Origin of the sequence: Chitinilyticum litopenaei DSM 21440, assembly GCF_000428145.1 — a bacterium.
Lineage (GTDB): Bacteria > Pseudomonadota > Gammaproteobacteria > Burkholderiales > Chitinibacteraceae > Chitinilyticum > Chitinilyticum litopenaei.
The window spans coordinates 51,177-68,004 of the sequence record NZ_ATZJ01000011.1 but is presented as its reverse complement, the minus strand read 5'-3'; the positions used below and the strand labels follow the sequence as shown (position 1 = coordinate 68,004).

15 protein-coding genes are annotated in these 16,828 nt (G+C 62.8%); 11 read left to right on the top strand and 4 right to left on the bottom strand.

Annotated elements, in window-relative coordinates; genetic code table 11:
• The first annotated feature begins 219 nt into the window (after nucleotides 1-219).
• From pepN to bfr (C515_RS0106065), 3 genes are all read left to right on the top strand, one after another.
• Complete coding sequence (pepN, locus tag C515_RS0106075) at nucleotides 220-2,865, top strand: aminopeptidase N (RefSeq protein ID WP_028454814.1); 2,646 nt, start codon at nucleotides 220-222, stop codon at nucleotides 2,863-2,865.
• A 365-nt stretch (nucleotides 2,866-3,230) separates the two neighbouring features.
• Complete coding sequence (gene bfr / locus C515_RS0106070; RefSeq protein ID WP_028454813.1) at nucleotides 3,231-3,701, top strand: bacterioferritin; 471 nt, start codon at nucleotides 3,231-3,233, stop codon at nucleotides 3,699-3,701.
• Between the two features lie 26 nt (nucleotides 3,702-3,727).
• Entirely contained in the window at nucleotides 3,728-4,198 is a 471-nt protein-coding gene (bfr, locus tag C515_RS0106065; protein WP_028454812.1) for a bacterioferritin, read from the top strand.
• 414 nt (nucleotides 4,199-4,612) lie between these two features.
• On the opposite strand, the gene C515_RS19785 is transcribed toward bfr (C515_RS0106065), so the two are convergent.
• Nucleotides 4,613-4,834 (bottom strand): bacterioferritin-associated ferredoxin, encoded by a 222-nt coding sequence (locus C515_RS19785; protein WP_051304686.1) that lies wholly within the window; start codon nucleotides 4,832-4,834, stop codon nucleotides 4,613-4,615.
• A gap of 366 nt (nucleotides 4,835-5,200) precedes the next feature.
• Between C515_RS19785 and alaS the strand changes: the two genes are divergently transcribed.
• The 8 genes from alaS (at nucleotide 5,201) to C515_RS0106020 (ending at nucleotide 13,658) form a co-directional block, all read left to right on the top strand.
• Nucleotides 5,201-7,837: an alanine--tRNA ligase gene (alaS, locus tag C515_RS0106055; protein WP_028454811.1), complete on the top strand. Its 2,637-nt coding sequence runs from the start codon at nucleotides 5,201-5,203 to the stop codon at nucleotides 7,835-7,837.
• Nucleotides 7,838-8,260: 423 nt separating this feature from the next.
• Nucleotides 8,261-8,509 carry a DUF1653 domain-containing protein gene (locus tag C515_RS0106050; RefSeq protein ID WP_051304685.1) on the top strand — a complete coding sequence of 83 codons (249 nt, stop codon included), beginning with the start codon at nucleotides 8,261-8,263 and terminating at the stop codon, nucleotides 8,507-8,509.
• A 200-nt stretch (nucleotides 8,510-8,709) separates the two neighbouring features.
• The gene (locus tag C515_RS0106045) at nucleotides 8,710-9,111 is read left to right on the top strand and encodes a hypothetical protein (protein WP_028454809.1); all 402 of its coding nucleotides are present in this window, start codon (nucleotides 8,710-8,712) and stop codon (nucleotides 9,109-9,111) included.
• 233 nt (nucleotides 9,112-9,344) lie between these two features.
• Nucleotides 9,345-9,983 (top strand): SMI1/KNR4 family protein, encoded by a 639-nt coding sequence (locus C515_RS19780; RefSeq protein ID WP_144290366.1) that lies wholly within the window; start codon nucleotides 9,345-9,347, stop codon nucleotides 9,981-9,983.
• Nucleotides 9,984-10,151: 168 nt separating this feature from the next.
• The gene (locus C515_RS22350) at nucleotides 10,152-10,826 is read left to right on the top strand and encodes a DUF3299 domain-containing protein (RefSeq protein ID WP_051304683.1); all 675 of its coding nucleotides are present in this window, start codon (nucleotides 10,152-10,154) and stop codon (nucleotides 10,824-10,826) included.
• A 384-nt stretch (nucleotides 10,827-11,210) separates the two neighbouring features.
• Nucleotides 11,211-11,708: a ZrgA family zinc uptake protein gene (locus C515_RS22345; RefSeq protein ID WP_051304682.1), complete on the top strand. Its 498-nt coding sequence runs from the start codon at nucleotides 11,211-11,213 to the stop codon at nucleotides 11,706-11,708.
• A gap of 2 nt (nucleotides 11,709-11,710) precedes the next feature.
• Nucleotides 11,711-12,409 carry an ABC transporter ATP-binding protein gene (locus C515_RS0106025; RefSeq protein ID WP_028454808.1) on the top strand — a complete coding sequence of 233 codons (699 nt, stop codon included), beginning with the start codon at nucleotides 11,711-11,713 and terminating at the stop codon, nucleotides 12,407-12,409.
• Complete coding sequence (locus C515_RS0106020; protein ID WP_028454807.1) at nucleotides 12,402-13,658, top strand: ABC transporter permease; 1,257 nt, start codon at nucleotides 12,402-12,404, stop codon at nucleotides 13,656-13,658. The genes C515_RS0106025 and C515_RS0106020 overlap by 8 nt, the downstream gene beginning before the upstream one ends.
• A 226-nt stretch (nucleotides 13,659-13,884) precedes the next feature.
• Here C515_RS0106020 and tilS read toward each other — a convergent pair whose 3' ends face one another.
• The 3 genes from tilS to fliW form a co-directional block, all read right to left on the bottom strand.
• Entirely contained in the window at nucleotides 13,885-15,297 is a 1,413-nt protein-coding gene (tilS, locus tag C515_RS19765; protein WP_081686783.1) for a tRNA lysidine(34) synthetase TilS, read from the bottom strand.
• On the bottom strand, nucleotides 15,266-16,234 hold the full coding sequence (locus tag C515_RS0106010) for an acetyl-CoA carboxylase carboxyltransferase subunit alpha (protein WP_028454806.1): 969 nt from the start codon (nucleotides 16,232-16,234) through the stop codon (nucleotides 15,266-15,268). The genes tilS and C515_RS0106010 overlap by 32 nt, the downstream gene beginning before the upstream one ends.
• Nucleotides 16,235-16,408: 174 nt before the next feature.
• Nucleotides 16,409-16,825, bottom strand: a complete 417-nt coding sequence (fliW, locus tag C515_RS0106005; protein ID WP_043648345.1) for a flagellar assembly protein FliW — start codon at nucleotides 16,823-16,825, stop codon at nucleotides 16,409-16,411.
• Between the last annotated feature and the right edge of the window lie 3 nt (nucleotides 16,826-16,828).

Here is a 16,828-nt window from a genome sequence, read left to right as displayed (position 1 = left end):
AGGGTGGCCCATTGCACGATTGGTTGAAACTATACCGGGCATCACATATTGATAAAACGAATATTTGTTTCTAAGACCAACCAAAAAAGCTATATGTAACCGCTGCGCCGCGTTAACGCTTTGTGGCAGCGCAAGCAAGAGCAACAATCCATGATTGTTACATGGCGATACACGGTTTAAGCTTGGCGGGTTTTGCTTATCCCCAGCTTTCTGATGCCCATGACCGATCGCCAAGCCATCCGCCGCCTCGACTACACCGCACCTGCCTACCTCATCGACCGCGTCGACCTGAGCTTTGAACTGGATGAAACCGATACCCGCGTCAGTAACCGGCTGGTCATCAAGCGCAACAAGGGTACAGCGGCAGATACCCCGCTGGTATTGCATGGCGAAGGCCTGCAGCTGGACAGCCTGAAGCTCGACGGCGCGCCGCTGCCGGCCAGCGCCTACCAGCGCGACGAGCACAGCCTGACGATTGCAGCGATGCCGGAAGAAGCGATTCTGGAAATCGTCACCCGCGTCAATCCGGCCAGCAATACCAGCCTGATGGGCCTGTATGTGTCCGGCGGCAATTTCTTCACGCAGTGCGAAGCCGAGGGTTTTCGCAAGATCACCTACTACCTCGACCGCCCGGACGTGATGGCCAAGTTCACCACCACGCTGATCGCCGACAGGCAGAAATACCCCGTGCTGCTCTCGAACGGCAACCGCGTCGGCGCCGGCCAGATGGACCGCGGCCGCCACTGGGTGAAATGGGTCGATCCGTTCCGCAAGCCCTCCTACCTGTTCGCGCTGGTGGCCGGCAAGCTGGTGGCCATGAGCGACAGCCACGTCACCGCCTCGGGGCGCACGGTGAATGTCGAGGTGTATGTGGAGCCAGGCAATCTCGACAAATGCCCGCATGCTGTGGCCGCCGCGAAAAAGGCCATGCAGTGGGATGAGGAGCGCTTCGGCCTGGAATACGATCTGGACACCTACATGATCGTGGCGGTCAGCGACTTCAACATGGGCGCGATGGAAAACAAGGGCCTGAACATCTTCAACACCAAGTACGTGCTGGCCAAGCCCGACACGGCCACCGACGCCGATTTCGACGGCATCGATTCGGTGGTGGCGCACGAGTACTTCCACAACTGGACCGGCAACCGCGTGACCTGCCGCGACTGGTTCCAGCTCTCGCTGAAGGAAGGCCTCACCGTCTACCGCGACCAGGAGTTCTCCAGCGACATCGGCAGCCGTTCGGTCACGCGCATCCAGAACGTGCGCGCCTTGCGCGAATACCAGTTCGCCGAGGATGCCGGCCCGCAGGCACACCCGGTGCGCCCCGACGAATACCTGGAAATCAACAATTTCTATACCTGGACCGTCTACGAGAAAGGCAGCGAGGTCGTGCGCATGTACGCCACGCTGCTGGGACGCGAGGGCTTCCGCCGCGGCATGGATCTGTACTTCAAGCGGCACGACGGCCAGGCGGTGACCTGCGACGATTTTCGCGCGGCGATGGCGGATGCCAACCACGTGAATCTCGACCAGTTCGCGCTGTGGTACAGCCAGGCCGGCACGCCGCATCTGGATATCGAGGGCGAGTGGCACGAAGCCGAGCGCAGCTTCACGCTGACGGTGCGGCAGAGCATTCCGCCCACGCCGGGTCAGCATGACAAGGACCCGATGCACATTCCGCTGGCGCTGGCGCTGATCGACCGGCGCGGCCAGCCCCTGCCGCTGCAATTGTCCACACAATCGGCCGGCGAGGCCGCTGGCGACGCCACCGAGCGCATCCTGGAATTGCGCCAGGACTGCGAGCGCTTCACCTTTGTGAACCTGCCCTGCCATCCGGTGCCCTCGCTGCTGCGCGATTTTTCCGCACCGGTGACGCTGGCCTACCCCTACAGCGATGACGAACTGGTCTTCCTGATGACGCATGACGACGACGCCTTCGCGCGCTGGGAGGCCGCGAACAATTACGCGGTACGCCTCATGTGCGCGCAGTACGCCACCGCCACGCGCGGCGAAGCGGTCAGCGTGCCCGAGGCCTTCAGTGCGGCGTTTCGCACGCTCTTGGAAAAGCCCGAGCTCGACCCGGCACTGGTTGCACTGATGCTGGAATTGCCGCGCGAAAACTACCTGCTCGAACAGCTGGAAGAAGTCGACCCGGTGCGGCTGGCGCAGGTCTGCCAGCAGGTGCGCCAGCAACTGGCGCGCGCGCTGCGCTCGCAACTGCTGCAGCGCTACCAGCAGCTCAACGACGGCCAGCCCTACCATTACAACGGCGAGCAGGTCGCCCGCCGCAGCCTGAAGAATGTCTGCCTCGATTACCTGGCCGAACTCGACGAAGGCATGACCGGCGACCTGCTGGCCCGGCAATACCAGAAGGCCGACAACATGACCGACCGGCTGGCCGCGCTCAGGGCGCTGGTCAACCGTGGCGGTGGCGAGGCGCAACTGGCCGACTTCGCCCACACCTGGCAGGGCGACGCGCTGGTGATGGACAAATGGTTTGCACTGCAGGCCACCAGCCGCCGCCCCGGCACACTCAGCCGCGTGCAGCATTTGCTCGAACACCCGGCCTTTTCGCTGAAAAACCCGAACAAGGTGCGCGCGCTGATCAGCGCCTTCTGCCTGCAAAACCCGCTGCATTTCCACAGCGCCGACGGCTACGGCTACGCCTTTGCGGCCGACCGCATCATCGAGCTGGATGCCATCAACCCGCAAATCGCCGCGCGGCTCGCCACCTGCTTCAACCGCTGGACCAAGGTGGACCTGAGCCGCCGCGCGCTGATGCGCGCCGAGCTGCAGCGCATCAAGGCCTGCGCGGGACTCTCGCCGGACACCTTCGAAATCGTCAGCAAGGCACTGGCGGCGTGAGCTCTGCGTGCCGAGGCGTGAGGCGTGAGGCGTGAGGCGTGAGGCGTTCAGATCATACTGCCCCCCCATAAACCCACAGGGCTTCATTCATAAAGGCTGCAGCCACATACCCATGCAAAAGCAATCGCTCCCGGTCGCAACTCGCGACAGCATTCGCCCGCGCGTCTTTGTGAACCGCGCGGCCAGCCGCTTCGCCCGCCTTCCGGCGGCCGGCCGGGCTGAGGCCATTCCGCCCCACCTGCCCAGGCAAGAACGGGAACACATTTCATTACGAAAATACCTTTTCAAAACAAGGTTGTATTGCCACATTCGCCGCGTAGAATAAGCGCTACAAGGCAAAAATGCCGGCCACAGGAGAAACCACCATGCAAGGCGACAAACAGGTTCTTGCCCAGCTCAACCGCGTACTGGGCAACGAGCTCACCGCCATCAACCAGTACTTCCTGCATGCACGCATGTACAAGAACTGGGGTTACAAGGCGCTGAACGACAAGGATTACCACGAATCCATCGACGCGATGAAACGCGCTGACAAACTGATCGAACGCATCCTTTTTCTGGAAGGGCTGCCCAATCTGCAACAGCTGGGCAAGCTGCTGATCGGCGAAAACCCGGTCGAGATGCTGGGCTGCGACCAGCGGCTGGTCAGCGAACACCTCAGCGCGCTGCGCGAGGCGATTGCCGTGTGCGAAAGCGCGCAGGATTATGTCAGTCGCGAAGAGCTGACCGAAATGCTGGAAGATGAAGAAGAATTCCTCGACTGGCTGGAAACCCAGCACACGCTGATCAAGGACGTTGGCCTGGCCAATTACCTGCAGTCGCAGATGGCCGAATAAGCCGGACAAGGACAAGGAGAGACACCATGCAAGGCAGCAGCAAAGTCATCGAGGCGCTCAACGGGCTCCTCGCCGCCGAACTCACCTCGGTCGACCAGTATTTCGTCCACAGCGAGATGTACCGCAACTGGGGTTTCGAGCAACTGTACGCGCGCATTCACCACGAACGCGACGATGAACTCGGCCACGCCACCAAGCTGATCGAGCGCATCCTGTTTCTGGATGGCACGCCCAATGTCGCCGCCCGCACGCCGCTGCGCATCGGCGCCGACGTGGAAACCATGCTGAAAAACGACCTGCAGACCGAGTACGACGTCGCCGCCGCGCTGAAGTCCGCCATCGCACTGTGCGAAACGGAACGCGACTATGTCACCCGCGAGATGCTCACCACCCTGCTGGACGACACCGAGGTCGATCATGCCCACTGGCTGGAACAGCAGCTCAACCTGATCAAGCACGTCGGCCTGCAGAATTACCTGCAGTCGCAGATGAGCTGAAAGTACATCAAGTGAGTTGCGGGGCTTCCGCAGCGCTAAGCAACGGCAGCGTGACGCCACCTATTGATCCGGCCCTCAGAAGTTTGAATTCCTGTAGGAGCGAGCTTGCTCGCGAGGCGTTGCTGATCGCGAGCAAGCTCGCTCCTGCGACAGAAAACATCAAAGGGCCGGATCAATGATCAGGACAAAACCCAAGGCAGAGACGCAAAGACGCAGAGAAAACCGCCAGGGAATATGCCTTTCTCTGCGTCTCTGCGTTGACAGGTTTTCGGTGGGCCAGACATTGCTGCCCAGCCAGCGGGAATACTTTGGCTCCCGCCAGCACGCTCGGGCCTCACAGCAAAAACGGGAAGCCATGCTTCCCGTTTTTGTTTGGATCGATTTTTGTCTGGATCGGTGCAGCAGCACCGCCGCTCAGGCGGCCTGCAAGGCCAGTCCCTGGTTGGGGAACCAGGCTACGCTGCTGCTCTTGGCACACAGCGCTTCGGCCATCACTTCTTTCGCACAGCTTTCGCACTTGCCGCAACAGGTGGCCACGCCGGTTTCAAACTGCAGCTCCAGAAAGGAATCCACGCCACCGGCCACGGCCTGGCGGATTTGCTTGTCGGTGACGCTGTTGCAGATGCAGACGTACATGCTGGCTCGCTGAAAGAATGCTTGATAACTGTTCTCAATTATCAGGCAAGAGCGCAGCTATTGGCAAGGATTCTCATTTACCATTTGTCGCCAGCACGGGTGATAGAACGGAATCAAATGGGTATAGCCACCAAGCCAATTGCCATGAATGCCTGCAAAGGCATACCCAAGGCAGTACCTGAAACACCCTCTGCAGAATGCGGCAAATTCACCTTGCCGGGCCCGGCCTGCCTGTGAACAAGCCAGGCCCCCCCGGCCAGCGGGGCGTCGCGCCGTCGCTGCGCCCGGGCGAATCCGCTATCACGCGCCTCTGCTTTCCCGTAAAATTGACGCCTTTGTTTTTCTACCCATTCAGGTCCGCTTGCCATGAAAGCAGCAGAGATTCGTTCCAAGTTTCTTGAGTTTTTCGCCACCAAAGGCCACCAGATTGTCGGCTCATCCAGCCTGATCCCGCACAACGACCCGACGCTGCTGTTCACCAACGCCGGCATGAACCAGTTCAAGGACGTGTTCCTCGGCTTTGACAAGCGCCCCTACACCCGCGCCACCACCTCGCAGAAATGCGTGCGTGCCGGCGGCAAGCACAACGACCTGGAAAACGTCGGCTATACCGCGCGCCACCATACCTTCTTCGAAATGCTGGGCAACTTCAGCTTCGGCGACTACTTCAAGCGCGACGCCATCCTCTACGCCTGGGAATTCCTCACCAGCCCCGAGTGGCTGGGTATTCCGAAGGAAAAGCTGATGGTCACGGTGTATGCGACCGACGACGAAGCCTTCGAGATCTGGAACAAGGAAGTCGGCGTACCGGCGGACAAGATCGTGCGCATCGGCGACAACAAGGGCGCGCCGTACGCGTCGGACAACTTCTGGCAGATGGGCGACACCGGCCCCTGCGGCCCGTGTACCGAGATTTTCTACGACCACGGCGCGCACATCGCCGGCGGCCCTCCGGGCAGCCCGGATGAAGACGGCGACCGCTTCATCGAAATCTGGAACAACGTGTTCATGCAGTTCAACCGCGACGAGTCCGGCACCCTGCATCCGCTGCCCAAGCCCTCGGTCGACACCGGCATGGGCCTGGAGCGCATCTCTGCCGTCATGCAGAAGGTGCACGCCAACTACGAAATCGACCTGTTCCAGCACCTGCTGAAAGCCGCGCAGAAAGCCACCGGCGCGGCTGATGCCGACAGCCCGTCATTGCGCGTGATCGCGGACCACATCCGCTCCTGCGCCTTCCTGGTCGCCGACGGCGCAATGCCCTCCAACGACGGCCGCGGCTATGTGCTGCGCCGCATCATCCGCCGCGCCGTGCGCCACGGCTACAAGCTGGGCCAGAAGGGCTACTTCTTCCACAAGCTGGTCGCGCCGCTGGCGGAAGTGATGGGCGACGCCTACCCGGAGCTGCGCCAGAAACAGGCCGTGATCGAAGACGCGCTGCGCCAGGAAGAGGAAGTGTTTGGCCGCACGCTGGAAAACGGCATGACGCTGCTGGACGCCGCGCTGGCTGGCGGCAGCCATGTGCTCGATGGCGAAGTGGCCTTCAAGCTGCACGACACCTATGGCTTCCCGATCGACCTGACCGCCGACGTGTGCCGCGAACGCAATGTGACGGTGGACATCGCCGTCTTCGAGCAGATGCTCGACGCGCAACGCCAGCAATCCAAGGCCGCCGGCAGCTTCAAGATGAGCGCGGGCCTGGCCTACGAGGGCGACGCCTCGTGCTTCCACGGCTACGAACTGACGAGCCGCGACGCCAAGGTGATCGCGCTGTACAAGGGCAGCGAACAGGTATCGCAACTCAATGAAGGCGACGAAGGCGTGGTTGTGCTTGACCACACGCCCTTCTACGCCGAATCGGGCGGCCAGGCGGGCGACCGTGGTGAAATCTTCACCGCCGGCGGCCTGAACGCGCTGTTCGACGTGGCCGACACGCAGAAGATCAAGGCCGACGTATTCGGCCACCAGGGCAAGCTGGCACGCGGCAGCCTGAAAGTGGGCGACGACGTCACCGCCACCATCGACCTGCACGCCCGTCGCAACACCGAGCGCAACCACAGCGCCACCCACTTGCTGCACGCCGCCTTGCGCGAAGTGCTGGGCACGCACGTCGAGCAGAAAGGCTCGCTGGTGACGGCCGAGCGCACCCGCTTCGACTTCAGCCACACCAAGGCCGTCACCCCGGAAGAAATCGCGAAGATCGAAGCCGTGGTCAACCACGTCATCATGCAGAACTACGGCGTGGAAGTCGGCCTGATGAGCTACGACGACGCCATCAAGGCCGGCGCGATGGCGCTGTTTGGCGAGAAATACGGCGACGAAGTGCGCGTGCTGAAGATGGGCGACTTCTCGACCGAACTGTGCGGCGGGACGCACGTGCACCGCACCGGCGACATCGGCTTCTTCAAGATCGTGGCAGAAGGCGGCGTCGCTGCCGGCATCCGCCGCGTCGAAGCCATGACCGGCGAAGGCGCGCTGGCCTTTGTGCAAGGCCTGGATGCCGAGCTGAAGACCGCAACCAGCGTCGCCGGCGCGCAGGCTGGCGAACTGGTGAGCAAGCTGGAACGCCTGCAGGCCGAACTGAAGGCCGCGCAGAAGGAAGTTGGCGCGCTCAAGGGCCAGATGGCCTTCTCGCAGCTCGACAACCTGATCGGTGTCGGCATGAAGACCATTGGCGGCGTGAAGTGCGTGGGCAGCAATGTCGAGGGCGTCGACGCCGGCACGCTGCGCGAAATGAGTGACAAGTTGATGGACAGGCTGGAAAGCGGCGTGGCGCTGCTCGCCTCCGCCAGCGACGGCAAGGTGAGCCTGATCGCCCGCGTGTCGAAGGATCTGACGGGCAAGGTGAAGGCCGGCGAACTGGTCAACGTCGCCGCGCAGATCGTCGGCGGCAAGGGCGGCGGTCGTCCGGACATGGCGCAGGCCGGCGGCACCGAAACCGGCAAGATCCCCGAAGCACTGCAAGCCGCCGCCGCCTGGCTGGAAGGCAAGCTGGGCGCGTGAGGGAGGCCGGGGCAAGACCGGAAACCTGAACAAGCTCTTCATTCAGCAAAAAAAACCGATTCAACCACAGCGGCACAGAGAGCACAGAGAAAAACGGGAGTACACCCTGCATTTCTCAAGGGCTTGCCCCCTCTGTGCACGCTGTGCCGCTGTGGTAAGAATGGTTTTCCTGATTAGAAAGCTGCCTCAGCAAGCATTCACTAACAGCCCGTCATGCCGGCGAAGGCCGGCATCCAGACTGCAAACGTTTCGTTGAACTTTCTGGATTCCGGCCTTCGCCGGAATGACGGCAAGAAAGCTGAAGAGTCTTGCTAATCAGGATGGTTTTTGCGGTTTGCCCAGGGCAGTGCAATGCCTCCGCAAGGAGGCCTTTTTCATACTCACCACCCCATCACCCCGTAACCATTTCTGGGAAAAGGCCACATGCAGATACCCTACGAGCAACTCCCCGCCCGCCCGCAACTGGCGCCGGGCCGCTACCGTCACTACAAGGGCAAGGAGTACGAGGTGATCGACCTGGCGCGCCACAGCGAAACGCTGGAATGGCTGGTCGTCTACCGCCCGCTCTACGGCGAAGGCGCGCTGTGGGTGCGCCCGTATGCAATGTTCATCGAAACGGTGCAGATCAATGGCGTGGACGTGCCGCGCTTTGCCCGACTGGGAACGGAGTGACGGCCGCTACGGGACCGCTACCGGTCAAGCATGCTTCCCGGGCGATGCGGAAAACCGTCACCACAGAGGAAAAACAAGGCCGGCGATGAACAGCCCACCCCCGGCATGAAGGCTGAGCGGCTGCGGTTTTTTCGGTGGCTCCGTGAGTGCACTCCGCTGCTACACAGCTCCAGCTAGCAGTTACCTCCATTAGGCTGTATATGGTCCGTGCAAAATTGATTTCCACAGCTGGTCCTTACCTTGAAGCGATCATTGAGGTTCAAGGCCAACGTCTTTGTGTCATGGATGAATTCAGTGTCAGCGCTGCCTCATCCCCAAAGCTCGGTGAAGAATTCGAATTTGAGTTCAGCCCCTTCCTCGATGAAAGCGAAGAATGGGAAGCCATCTTCTCTGGCAATCCCGAAGGCTACATGGGGTTAGAGCAAATTCAAGGCTGGCGTTATCGCGCCTTCGGCAGGGTGGTTAGCGTTAACCCCGTGGTTGTAGATTGCGGCCTCTTCAAGGCCGAGGGGGTAATCAGCTCAAGTGATCCCAATCTCATTGGAGAGCCGGTTGCATTCCTGGTCTCCCGCCTGGGTGGATATGCGTATTCAACCTATTGATCCGGCCCTCGGAAGTTTGAATTTCCGTAGGAGCGAGCTTGCTCGCGAAGCCTTGCTGATCGCGAGCAAGCTCGCTCCTACGAGTAAAAACATCAGAGGGCCGGATCAATAAGCAGTTGTTCAAGCCCTCCCCCAAAGCGGCGGCCTAACCCTGCACGCCACTAGACTCCAAATATGCTGGATATTTCATTGCGCCAGCGCGTTTTCGCTCAATCAACTACAGCTTGGACGCCATGAACACAAGCCTGCTCGATTTGAAGAAGGTACAGCTCGCCTCCGGGAAGCGTGTAGCGGAGTGTCGCTTGGCACTTGATGCAGCGAAAGGCGACGTTGAGGATGCCATCGAAATCCTGTCCCGGCCGCAAGTACCTCTCGCCGATACCCCGTTCGATGATTCGGATTGGTTCACAGGTCCGACGCTGTCGCGCAATGCGGTCAAGGCTGCGGAAATGGAACTTGGCCTCAAGTTTCCAGCCGCGTATCTGGAGCTCCTCTACATCAAGAATGGCGGCAGCACCAGGTATGACTGTTTCGCTGTTGACCGCCCGACTTCCTGGGCACGAGACCACATCTCAATAACTGGGATTCGCGGCATAGGCGGGAAATACGGAATCGACGCTACATCAGAGTTAAAGATCAATTCTGACTGGGGCTACCCGACCCTTGGCTTTGTTTTTGCGGAGACACCGGCAGCTGGACACACTGTTGTCATGTTTGACTACAGCAAATGCGGCCCCTCTGGCGAGCCGCAAGTGGCTTGGGTCGACGTCTATGGCGAACAGCCGGAGGTGATTATTCTTGCCTCGAGCTTCAGTCAGTTTGTGTCGGGCTTGACCACGTCATTATCGTTCGCTCGGCTTGATGAGGCCTAAACTCCGTCTTCCACCGCTACGCGAAGGCGAAAGCTCACATGCTGCCGCCCCTCCAGCGCGTGAATGTGTTCCAGCCCCCATCCCGCGCAACACCGCCGTCGCCGGCAGATGCCCATTTGCCGGTAACGCGGCATAATGCAACACAGTTACATTTACGGTTGTTCCGCCATGCGCATCCCCGCCCTTTTCTCCCGCTTGGTCACGCTGGGTCTCCTGGCCCTGATTGCCATGCCGCTGCTGGCGGCGACAGCCTGGCGCGACATCCAGTGGAAAGACCTGCAGCCCGATGCACCGGCGCTGCGCAAGCAGGTCAATGACTTGCCGCAGGAAAAGAAAGACCGGCTGCTGCGCGCGGTGAACCAGCGCGAGCTGCAGGATGCGCTGAAAAAGGGCCAGATCAAGCCCGAGCATCTGGTGGAGAACGACAAGGCCCTGCTGGCCGAGAAATTCGCCGACGTGCAGGCGCTGGTCGAGCAGATCGCCAGATACGAGGCCAGGCGCGTCAGCGAGCTGGTCGGCGAGCTGGATCAGCAGCCGGTGCGGCTGTCCGGCTATCTGCTGCCGCTGCAGGAAAAGGACGGCAAGGTCACGGAGTTTCTGCTGGTGCCGGTGATCGGCGCCTGCATCCATGTGCCGCCGCCGCCGCCCAACCAGCTGGTGGTGGTGCGTTACCCGGCCGGCTATGCCAGCGAGCGGCTGTTCGCGCCGATCACCGTCACCGGCAAGCTCAGCGTGCGCAAGAGCCGCAGCAATCTGGCGCTGGCCGACGGCAGCGCCGAGGTCGATGTCGGCTACCAGATGCAGGCCGACGGCGTCACCGAGTACAAGCGCAAGCCCAATTAGCAAGCTTGCTCCTGCGTGGAAATCCTTCTCGGCAAAGCGCAACAACCGCTTGAACCACAGAGACACCGAGGGCACGGAGGAAGCAAAACCCTGAGAAATGTCTACCTGATTCAGCAAGACTTATCAGCACAGCATGCCCGCGTCCCACGGGAATTCCCCTCGGTCAAGGCGGGCATCCAGTATCCACGCGGCATTGCTGGGTTCCCGCCTTGACCGAAGGGAATCCCCGTGGGACGCGGGAACGACGATGTTTACCGTTTGCTGAGCCTTCTTGCTCATCGGGAAAACCTATGACGTACTCCCGCTTTTCTCTGTGTTTTCTGTGCCTCTGTGGTCAATTCGGGTTTCACTGAAAGTCTAGTCAATCAACAACGGGGTATTGCCTTGAAGCCATTCATCCTGATTGCCTGTATCGCCATATCCAGCCAGGTATATGCTGGCAAGCCGCATCAGCACGCCGCGCACCAGCACGGTGTGGCGACGCTGGATGTCGCCAGTGACGGCACAACGCTGCATATCGCGCTCGATAGTCCGGCCGACAATCTGCTGGGCTTCGAGCACGCCCCGAAAACCCCGGCGCAAAAAGCGGAGCTTGAGCAACTCGGCAAGCAGCTTGCCCGGGCGACGACGCTGCTGGACATTCCGGCGGGCTGCACGGCCAGCGCCGGGCAGGTCGCACTGCCGGCCTTTGGCAAGGGCGAACACAGCGATGTCAGCGCCAGCTACACCCTGAGCTGCCAGGCGCTGCCCGAGCGGCTGACGCTGCAGCTGTGGCAGCACTACCCGCGCCTGAACAAGCTCACCGTCAACCTGGCGCTGGCATCCGGCCAGAGCCGGCAGACGCTGCGCCGTGGCGAGGCGCTTGCGCTCAAGGGCAAATAGCCATGAGCGCGGCGCTGGAGCTGGAAGAGCTGGTGTTCGCCTGGCCGGGCCATGCCCCGGTGCTCGACATCGCCCGCTTCCGGCTGGAAGCCGGCGAGCGCGTCTTTCTGCACGGCGCCAGCGGCAGCGGCAAGAGCACGCTGCTGGCCCTGCTGACCGGCATCGCCAGCCCGCAGGCCGGCAGCATCCGCCTGCTGGAGCGGCCCTTTTCCACGCTGGCGGCCAGCGCGCGCGACCAGTTTCGCGCCGATCACATCGGCTATGTGTTCCAGCAGTTCAATCTGCTGCCCTATCTGGACCTGCTCGACAATGTGCTGCTGCCCTGCCGCTTTTCCGCGCGTCGCCGCCAGCAGGCCGGCGATGTGCGCCGCACGGCGCAAGCGCTGCTGGCCGAACTGGATCTGGCCGACCCGGCGCTGCACCGGCGCCCGGTGAACACGCTGTCGGTCGGCCAGCAGCAGCGCGTGGCGCTGGCGCGCGCGCTGATCGGCGCGCCAGAACTGCTGATCGCCGACGAGCCGACCTCGGCGCTGGATGGCGAACGCCGCCAGGCCTTTATCGACCTGCTGCTGCGCCTGGCCGCCCGGCACGGCAGCAGCGTGGTCTTCGTCAGCCACGATGCCACGCTGGCCGCGCATTTCGACCGCACGGTCGCGCTCGCCGACCTCAACGCCGCCCGCCCGGAGGCCGACCATGCTTGAACTGGCGCTGAAAAGCCTGGCCAACCGCAAGCTGACCGCGGCGCTGGCCATCCTTACCGTGGCGCTGTCGGTGCTGCTGCTGATCGGCGTCGAGCGCCTGCGCAGCGAAGCGCGCGCCAGTTTTGCCAATACCGTCGCGGGCACCGACCTGATCGTCGGCGCGCGCACCGGCTCGGTGCAGCTGCTGCTCTACAGCGTGTTTCGCGTCGGCAACGCCAGCAACAATATCGGCTGGGACAGCTATCAGGCCCTGCGCCAGGACCCGCGCATCGCCTGGACGATTCCGGTGTCGCTGGGCGACAGCCATCGCGGCTTTGCCGTGCTGGGCACCACCGGTGATTACTTCCGCCATCTGCGCTATGGCGACGCGCAGCCGCTGACCTTCGCCGCTGGAAAACCGTTCTCCGGCGTGCACGACGCGGTGCTCGGCGCCGAAGTCGCCCGCCGGCTCGGCTACCAGCCCGGCGACCGGCTGGTGCTCACCCACGGCAGCGGCGAAGGCGCGCTCAGCGAGCACGAGGACCAGCCGTTCACGGTCAGCGGCATCCTCGCGTCCACCGGCACGCCGGTGGACGATACCGTGCATGTCAGCCTCGCCGGACTGGAAGCCATCCATGCCGGCTGGGAATCCGGCAGCGCCTCGCTGCTGGCGCAAAGCGGCCTGCTCGCCGAAGGCGTGAGCGCCGATGCCCAGCCGGAAAGCATCACCGCCTTCTATGTCGGCCTGAAAAGCCGCAGCCAGCTGTTTGCCGTGCAGCGCACGATCAGCGATTACGCCGATGAGCCGCTGCTGGCCATCCTGCCGGGCGTGGCGCTCAGCGAATTGTGGGCGCTGCTGCGGGTGGCCGAGCAGGCGCTGCTGGTGGTAGGCGGCCTGGTCGTCGTGGTCGGCCTGTTTGGCATGCTCGCAGCGCTGCTGACCGGCCTGAACGAACGTCGCCGCGAGATGGCCATCCTGCGCGCCACCGGCGCCCGCCCGCGGCACATTTTCACCCTGCTGATGGGCGAAACCGTGGCGCTGGTCAGCGCTGGCATTCTGCTGGGTATGGGCCTGCTGTATTTGCTGCTGTTTGCCTGCAGGCCGGTACTTCGCACCGTATATGGCCTGCACATCGGCATTGCCGCGCCCAGCGCCACCGAGTGGCTGCTGCTGGCGCTGGTACTGGCCGCAGGGGCGCTAAGCGGCCTGATCCCCGCCTGGCGCGCCTATCGCAGCGCACTGGCCGACGGGCTGACACTGCGGGTGTGAGGCGCCACCCTTAGCAGGGTGTTGAAAAACACCCCGCGTCTCGTTTTTTCCGGCAAAGCCGGGAAAAATGTATGAAAAGAAAAATTGTAAAGCATTGATTTTTCAAGAGGTCGCTTGCACCGGGCTTTGCCCGGTGCTTGATGCTGCCGGAAAAACCGACTTTTTCAACAGCCTGTTAGGAGCGAGCTTGCTCGCGAGGTGTGGCTGATCGCGAGCAAGCTCGCTCCTACGGGAATTCAATATTCCGAGGGCTGAATTGATCGCCATCCACCGCCCCGCAAATGCCGGGCCACCAGCCCTCCTCGCCGGCAGCGGCGGCAAAGCGGTCATCCACGGCCACGCCGGCTATCGCGGCCAGCTCGCCACCGATCTCCAGCACCGGCAGCACCGCGCGCAACCAGGGCGGGATGCCGGCTTCCTGGCAGAGTTTCTTGAACTGGCGGTGCAGGCCGCGCACCAGCAGCACATCGTCGTCCCGCCGCGCGCGCACCGTCAGCCCCTGCTGCAGATGCCGCAGTGCAAGGCCACGCTCCTGCTGCCGCCAGCAGGGCGCCAGCGACCAGCCGGCGGCCCGTGCCAGAGCGTCGGCAGGCTGGTCGCCGTGCAGCGGGTAAGGTTTGCCGCTGTGCAGATGGGCGGGCGTGACAAACAGGCGCTGGCGATAGGCGCGCACGCAATACTCCCCCACCTTTATAGTCAGAGCGCTTTCCTCGTTTAGGCTGGCAAGCGATACCCAGAGGTTATCGAAAACGGCAGCATCCGGCTGCACGCCGTGCTGCCCCAGCCAGTGCCGCAGGGCGTTGCGCTGGCGACGCTCGGGCAGAAAGCGCAGTGTGGCGGGGGCATAGCCGTCGCCGCTGACGGCACGATGCAGGTCCAGCGCAGCCAGGTCGGCCAGCAGCTCGGATGCTTCGGCAGCATGGCGGGCGACGCGCGCCAGTGCGGCCTCTGTGTGCGGAAAATGGGTCACCAGCGGCGGCAGGACTGCGTGGCGCAGCCGGTTGCGCGTGTACTGCAGTTCGGCATTGCTGGGGTCGTCCACCCAGGCCAGCCCCCGGCTGGCGGCCCAGGCCTGCAAGGTGTCGCGCGTTTCGTCCAGCAGCGGTCGCCACAGGCGCGCGCCACCGGCAAACTGGCGGGCTGGCGGCATGCCGGCGAGACCGGCCAGACCGTTGCCGCGCAGCAGATGGTGCAGCACCGTTTCGGCCTGATCGCCACGATGGTGCGCGACGAGCATGGCGCGCGCCGGGCTGTCCAGGCTGGCCAGATGGCCGGCAAAGGCGGCATGGCGCGCCGTACGGGCGGCGGCCTCGATGCCGTTGCCAGCGGCGGCGACCTGCACGCGCTGCACGGTGCAGGGCACGGCGCGTGCCGCGCATTCGCGCTCGACAAAGGCCGCCCAGTCGTCGGCAGCGGCCTGCAGGCCATGGTGCACATGCAGTGCACTGAGGGAAAAGCCCAGCGGTTCGCGCAAGCCCGCCAGTACATCGAGCAGCACCATGGAATCAAGGCCACCCGAGAGGCCCAGACAAAGCTGGATCGGGTGGCCCTGGGGCAGTTCAGGCAGCCTGTGTTGCAGCCAGGCGGCGACGCGCCCGGCCAGCGCCTCAGGCGATGGCTTCTTCCTTGTACTTGCCATACTCCATCAGCCGGTCAAAGCGGGTTGCCAGCAATTCGTCGACCGGCTTTTCCTGCAGGGCGCGCAGGGCGTCGGCAATCGATTTTTTCATCGAGGCCATCATTTGCGCGGGGTTGCGGTGCGCGCCGCCGACCGGCTCGTTGATCACCTTGTCGACCAGATTCAGCGCCTTGAGACGGTTGGCGGTGATGCCGAGCATTTCGGCCGCTTCCGGGGCGCGCTCGGCGGTCTTGAAGAGGATGGAGGCGCAGCCTTCCGGCGAAATCACCGAGTAGGTCGAGTATTGCAGCATCTGCACGACGTCGCCCACGGCAATGGCCAGCGCGCCACCCGAGCCGCCCTCGCCGATCACCGTGCAGATCACCGGCACGCGCAGCTTGGTCATCTCGAAGAGATTGCGGCCAATGGCTTCGGATTGCCCGCGCTCTTCGGCGCCGATGCCGGGATAGGCGCCCGGCGTGTCGATGAAGGTGATGATGGGCAGGTTGAATTTCTCGGCCAGCTTCATCAGGCGCAGCGCCTTGCGGTACCCCTCGGGACGCGGCATGCCGAAGTTGCGGTACTGGCGCTCCTTGGTGTCGCGGCCCTTCTGGTGGCCGATGACCATGACCGACTGGCCATTGAAGCGCGCCAGCCCGCCCACGATGGCCGGATCGTCGGCAAAGGCACGGTCGCCGTGCAGTTCCTCGAAATCGGTAAAGATGCCGGCGATGTAATCCAGCGTATAGGGGCGCTGCGGATGGCGAGCGACCTGCGAAATCTGCCACGGCGTCAGCTTGCCGTAGATGGTCTTGGTCAGTTCCTGGCTTTTCTTTTCCAGGTGCGAGATTTCCACCGAAATATCGACAGCGGAATCGTCCTGCACAAAGCGCAGTTCCTCGATCTTGTTTTCCAGCTCGGCAATCGGCTGCTCGAAGTCGAGAAAAGTGGTTTTCATGGCTGGCTCATCTCCACGGCACATGTCCCGCCCGCCCGACGGGCGAGGCGCAAAATCCGGCAATAATACCGTAAGGCAGCCGGCCACACCACGCTTTCCCGGCCCCGGAAAGACAAAAGGCCGGCTGGGCCGGCCCTGTACTCTTGCCGCCTGCCGGCAAGATGCACGCGGCATTCAGTCGTTGCTGAACACGATGTTGGCCTTCAGCCGCGCCTTCTGCATGGCGCGGCGCGCGCGCGGGTTGAGCACCAGCGGGGTCTGCATCAGCGCCTTGACGGAATCCGATGCCTCATCCCGCGCCAGGATCAGCAACAGCAAGGCTTCGTCGTCGTCACACAGCTGCAGCAGCTCGCATTCGTCGTCATTGAGCACGATCTGATAGCCCAGGCCCAGCCGGTTGGCTTCGACCACGCTGAAGGTGACTTCCGGCTGATCGAGCGACTGCAGCCACAGCACGGTCGGGTCGGCCTTGTCTTCGTGCAGCAGCTTGAAACGCTTGCTGTCTTCAAAACCGGGCAGGCCCAGCGGAAATTCGATGATGGTGTCGGGGTCGACGTCGATGGGGCCAAACGGGGTCAGGAATTGCGGCATGAG

Excerpts from the sequence above, each read along its gene's own strand:
- pepN (WP_028454814.1), top strand. The coding sequence starts at position 220 with ATGACCGATCGCCAAGCCATCCGCCGCCTCGACTACACCGCACCTGCC.
- bfr (WP_028454813.1), top strand. The coding sequence starts at position 3,231 with ATGCAAGGCGACAAACAGGTTCTTGCCCAGCTCAACCGCGTACTGGGC.
- bfr (WP_028454812.1), top strand. The coding sequence starts at position 3,728 with ATGCAAGGCAGCAGCAAAGTCATCGAGGCGCTCAACGGGCTCCTCGCC.
- C515_RS19785 (WP_051304686.1), bottom strand. The coding sequence starts at position 4,834 with ATGTACGTCTGCATCTGCAACAGCGTCACCGACAAGCAAATCCGCCAG.
- alaS (WP_028454811.1), top strand. The coding sequence starts at position 5,201 with ATGAAAGCAGCAGAGATTCGTTCCAAGTTTCTTGAGTTTTTCGCCACC.
- C515_RS0106050 (WP_051304685.1), top strand. The coding sequence starts at position 8,261 with ATGCAGATACCCTACGAGCAACTCCCCGCCCGCCCGCAACTGGCGCCG.
- C515_RS0106045 (WP_028454809.1), top strand. The coding sequence starts at position 8,710 with ATGGTCCGTGCAAAATTGATTTCCACAGCTGGTCCTTACCTTGAAGCG.
- C515_RS19780 (WP_144290366.1), top strand. The coding sequence starts at position 9,345 with ATGAACACAAGCCTGCTCGATTTGAAGAAGGTACAGCTCGCCTCCGGG.
- C515_RS22350 (WP_051304683.1), top strand. The coding sequence starts at position 10,152 with ATGCGCATCCCCGCCCTTTTCTCCCGCTTGGTCACGCTGGGTCTCCTG.
- C515_RS0106025 (WP_028454808.1), top strand. The coding sequence starts at position 11,711 with ATGAGCGCGGCGCTGGAGCTGGAAGAGCTGGTGTTCGCCTGGCCGGGC.
- C515_RS0106020 (WP_028454807.1), top strand. The coding sequence starts at position 12,402 with ATGCTTGAACTGGCGCTGAAAAGCCTGGCCAACCGCAAGCTGACCGCG.
- tilS (WP_081686783.1), bottom strand. The coding sequence starts at position 15,297 with ATGGCAAGTACAAGGAAGAAGCCATCGCCTGAGGCGCTGGCCGGGCGC.
- C515_RS0106010 (WP_028454806.1), bottom strand. The coding sequence starts at position 16,234 with ATGAAAACCACTTTTCTCGACTTCGAGCAGCCGATTGCCGAGCTGGAA.
- fliW (WP_043648345.1), bottom strand. The coding sequence starts at position 16,825 with ATGCCGCAATTCCTGACCCCGTTTGGCCCCATCGACGTCGACCCCGAC.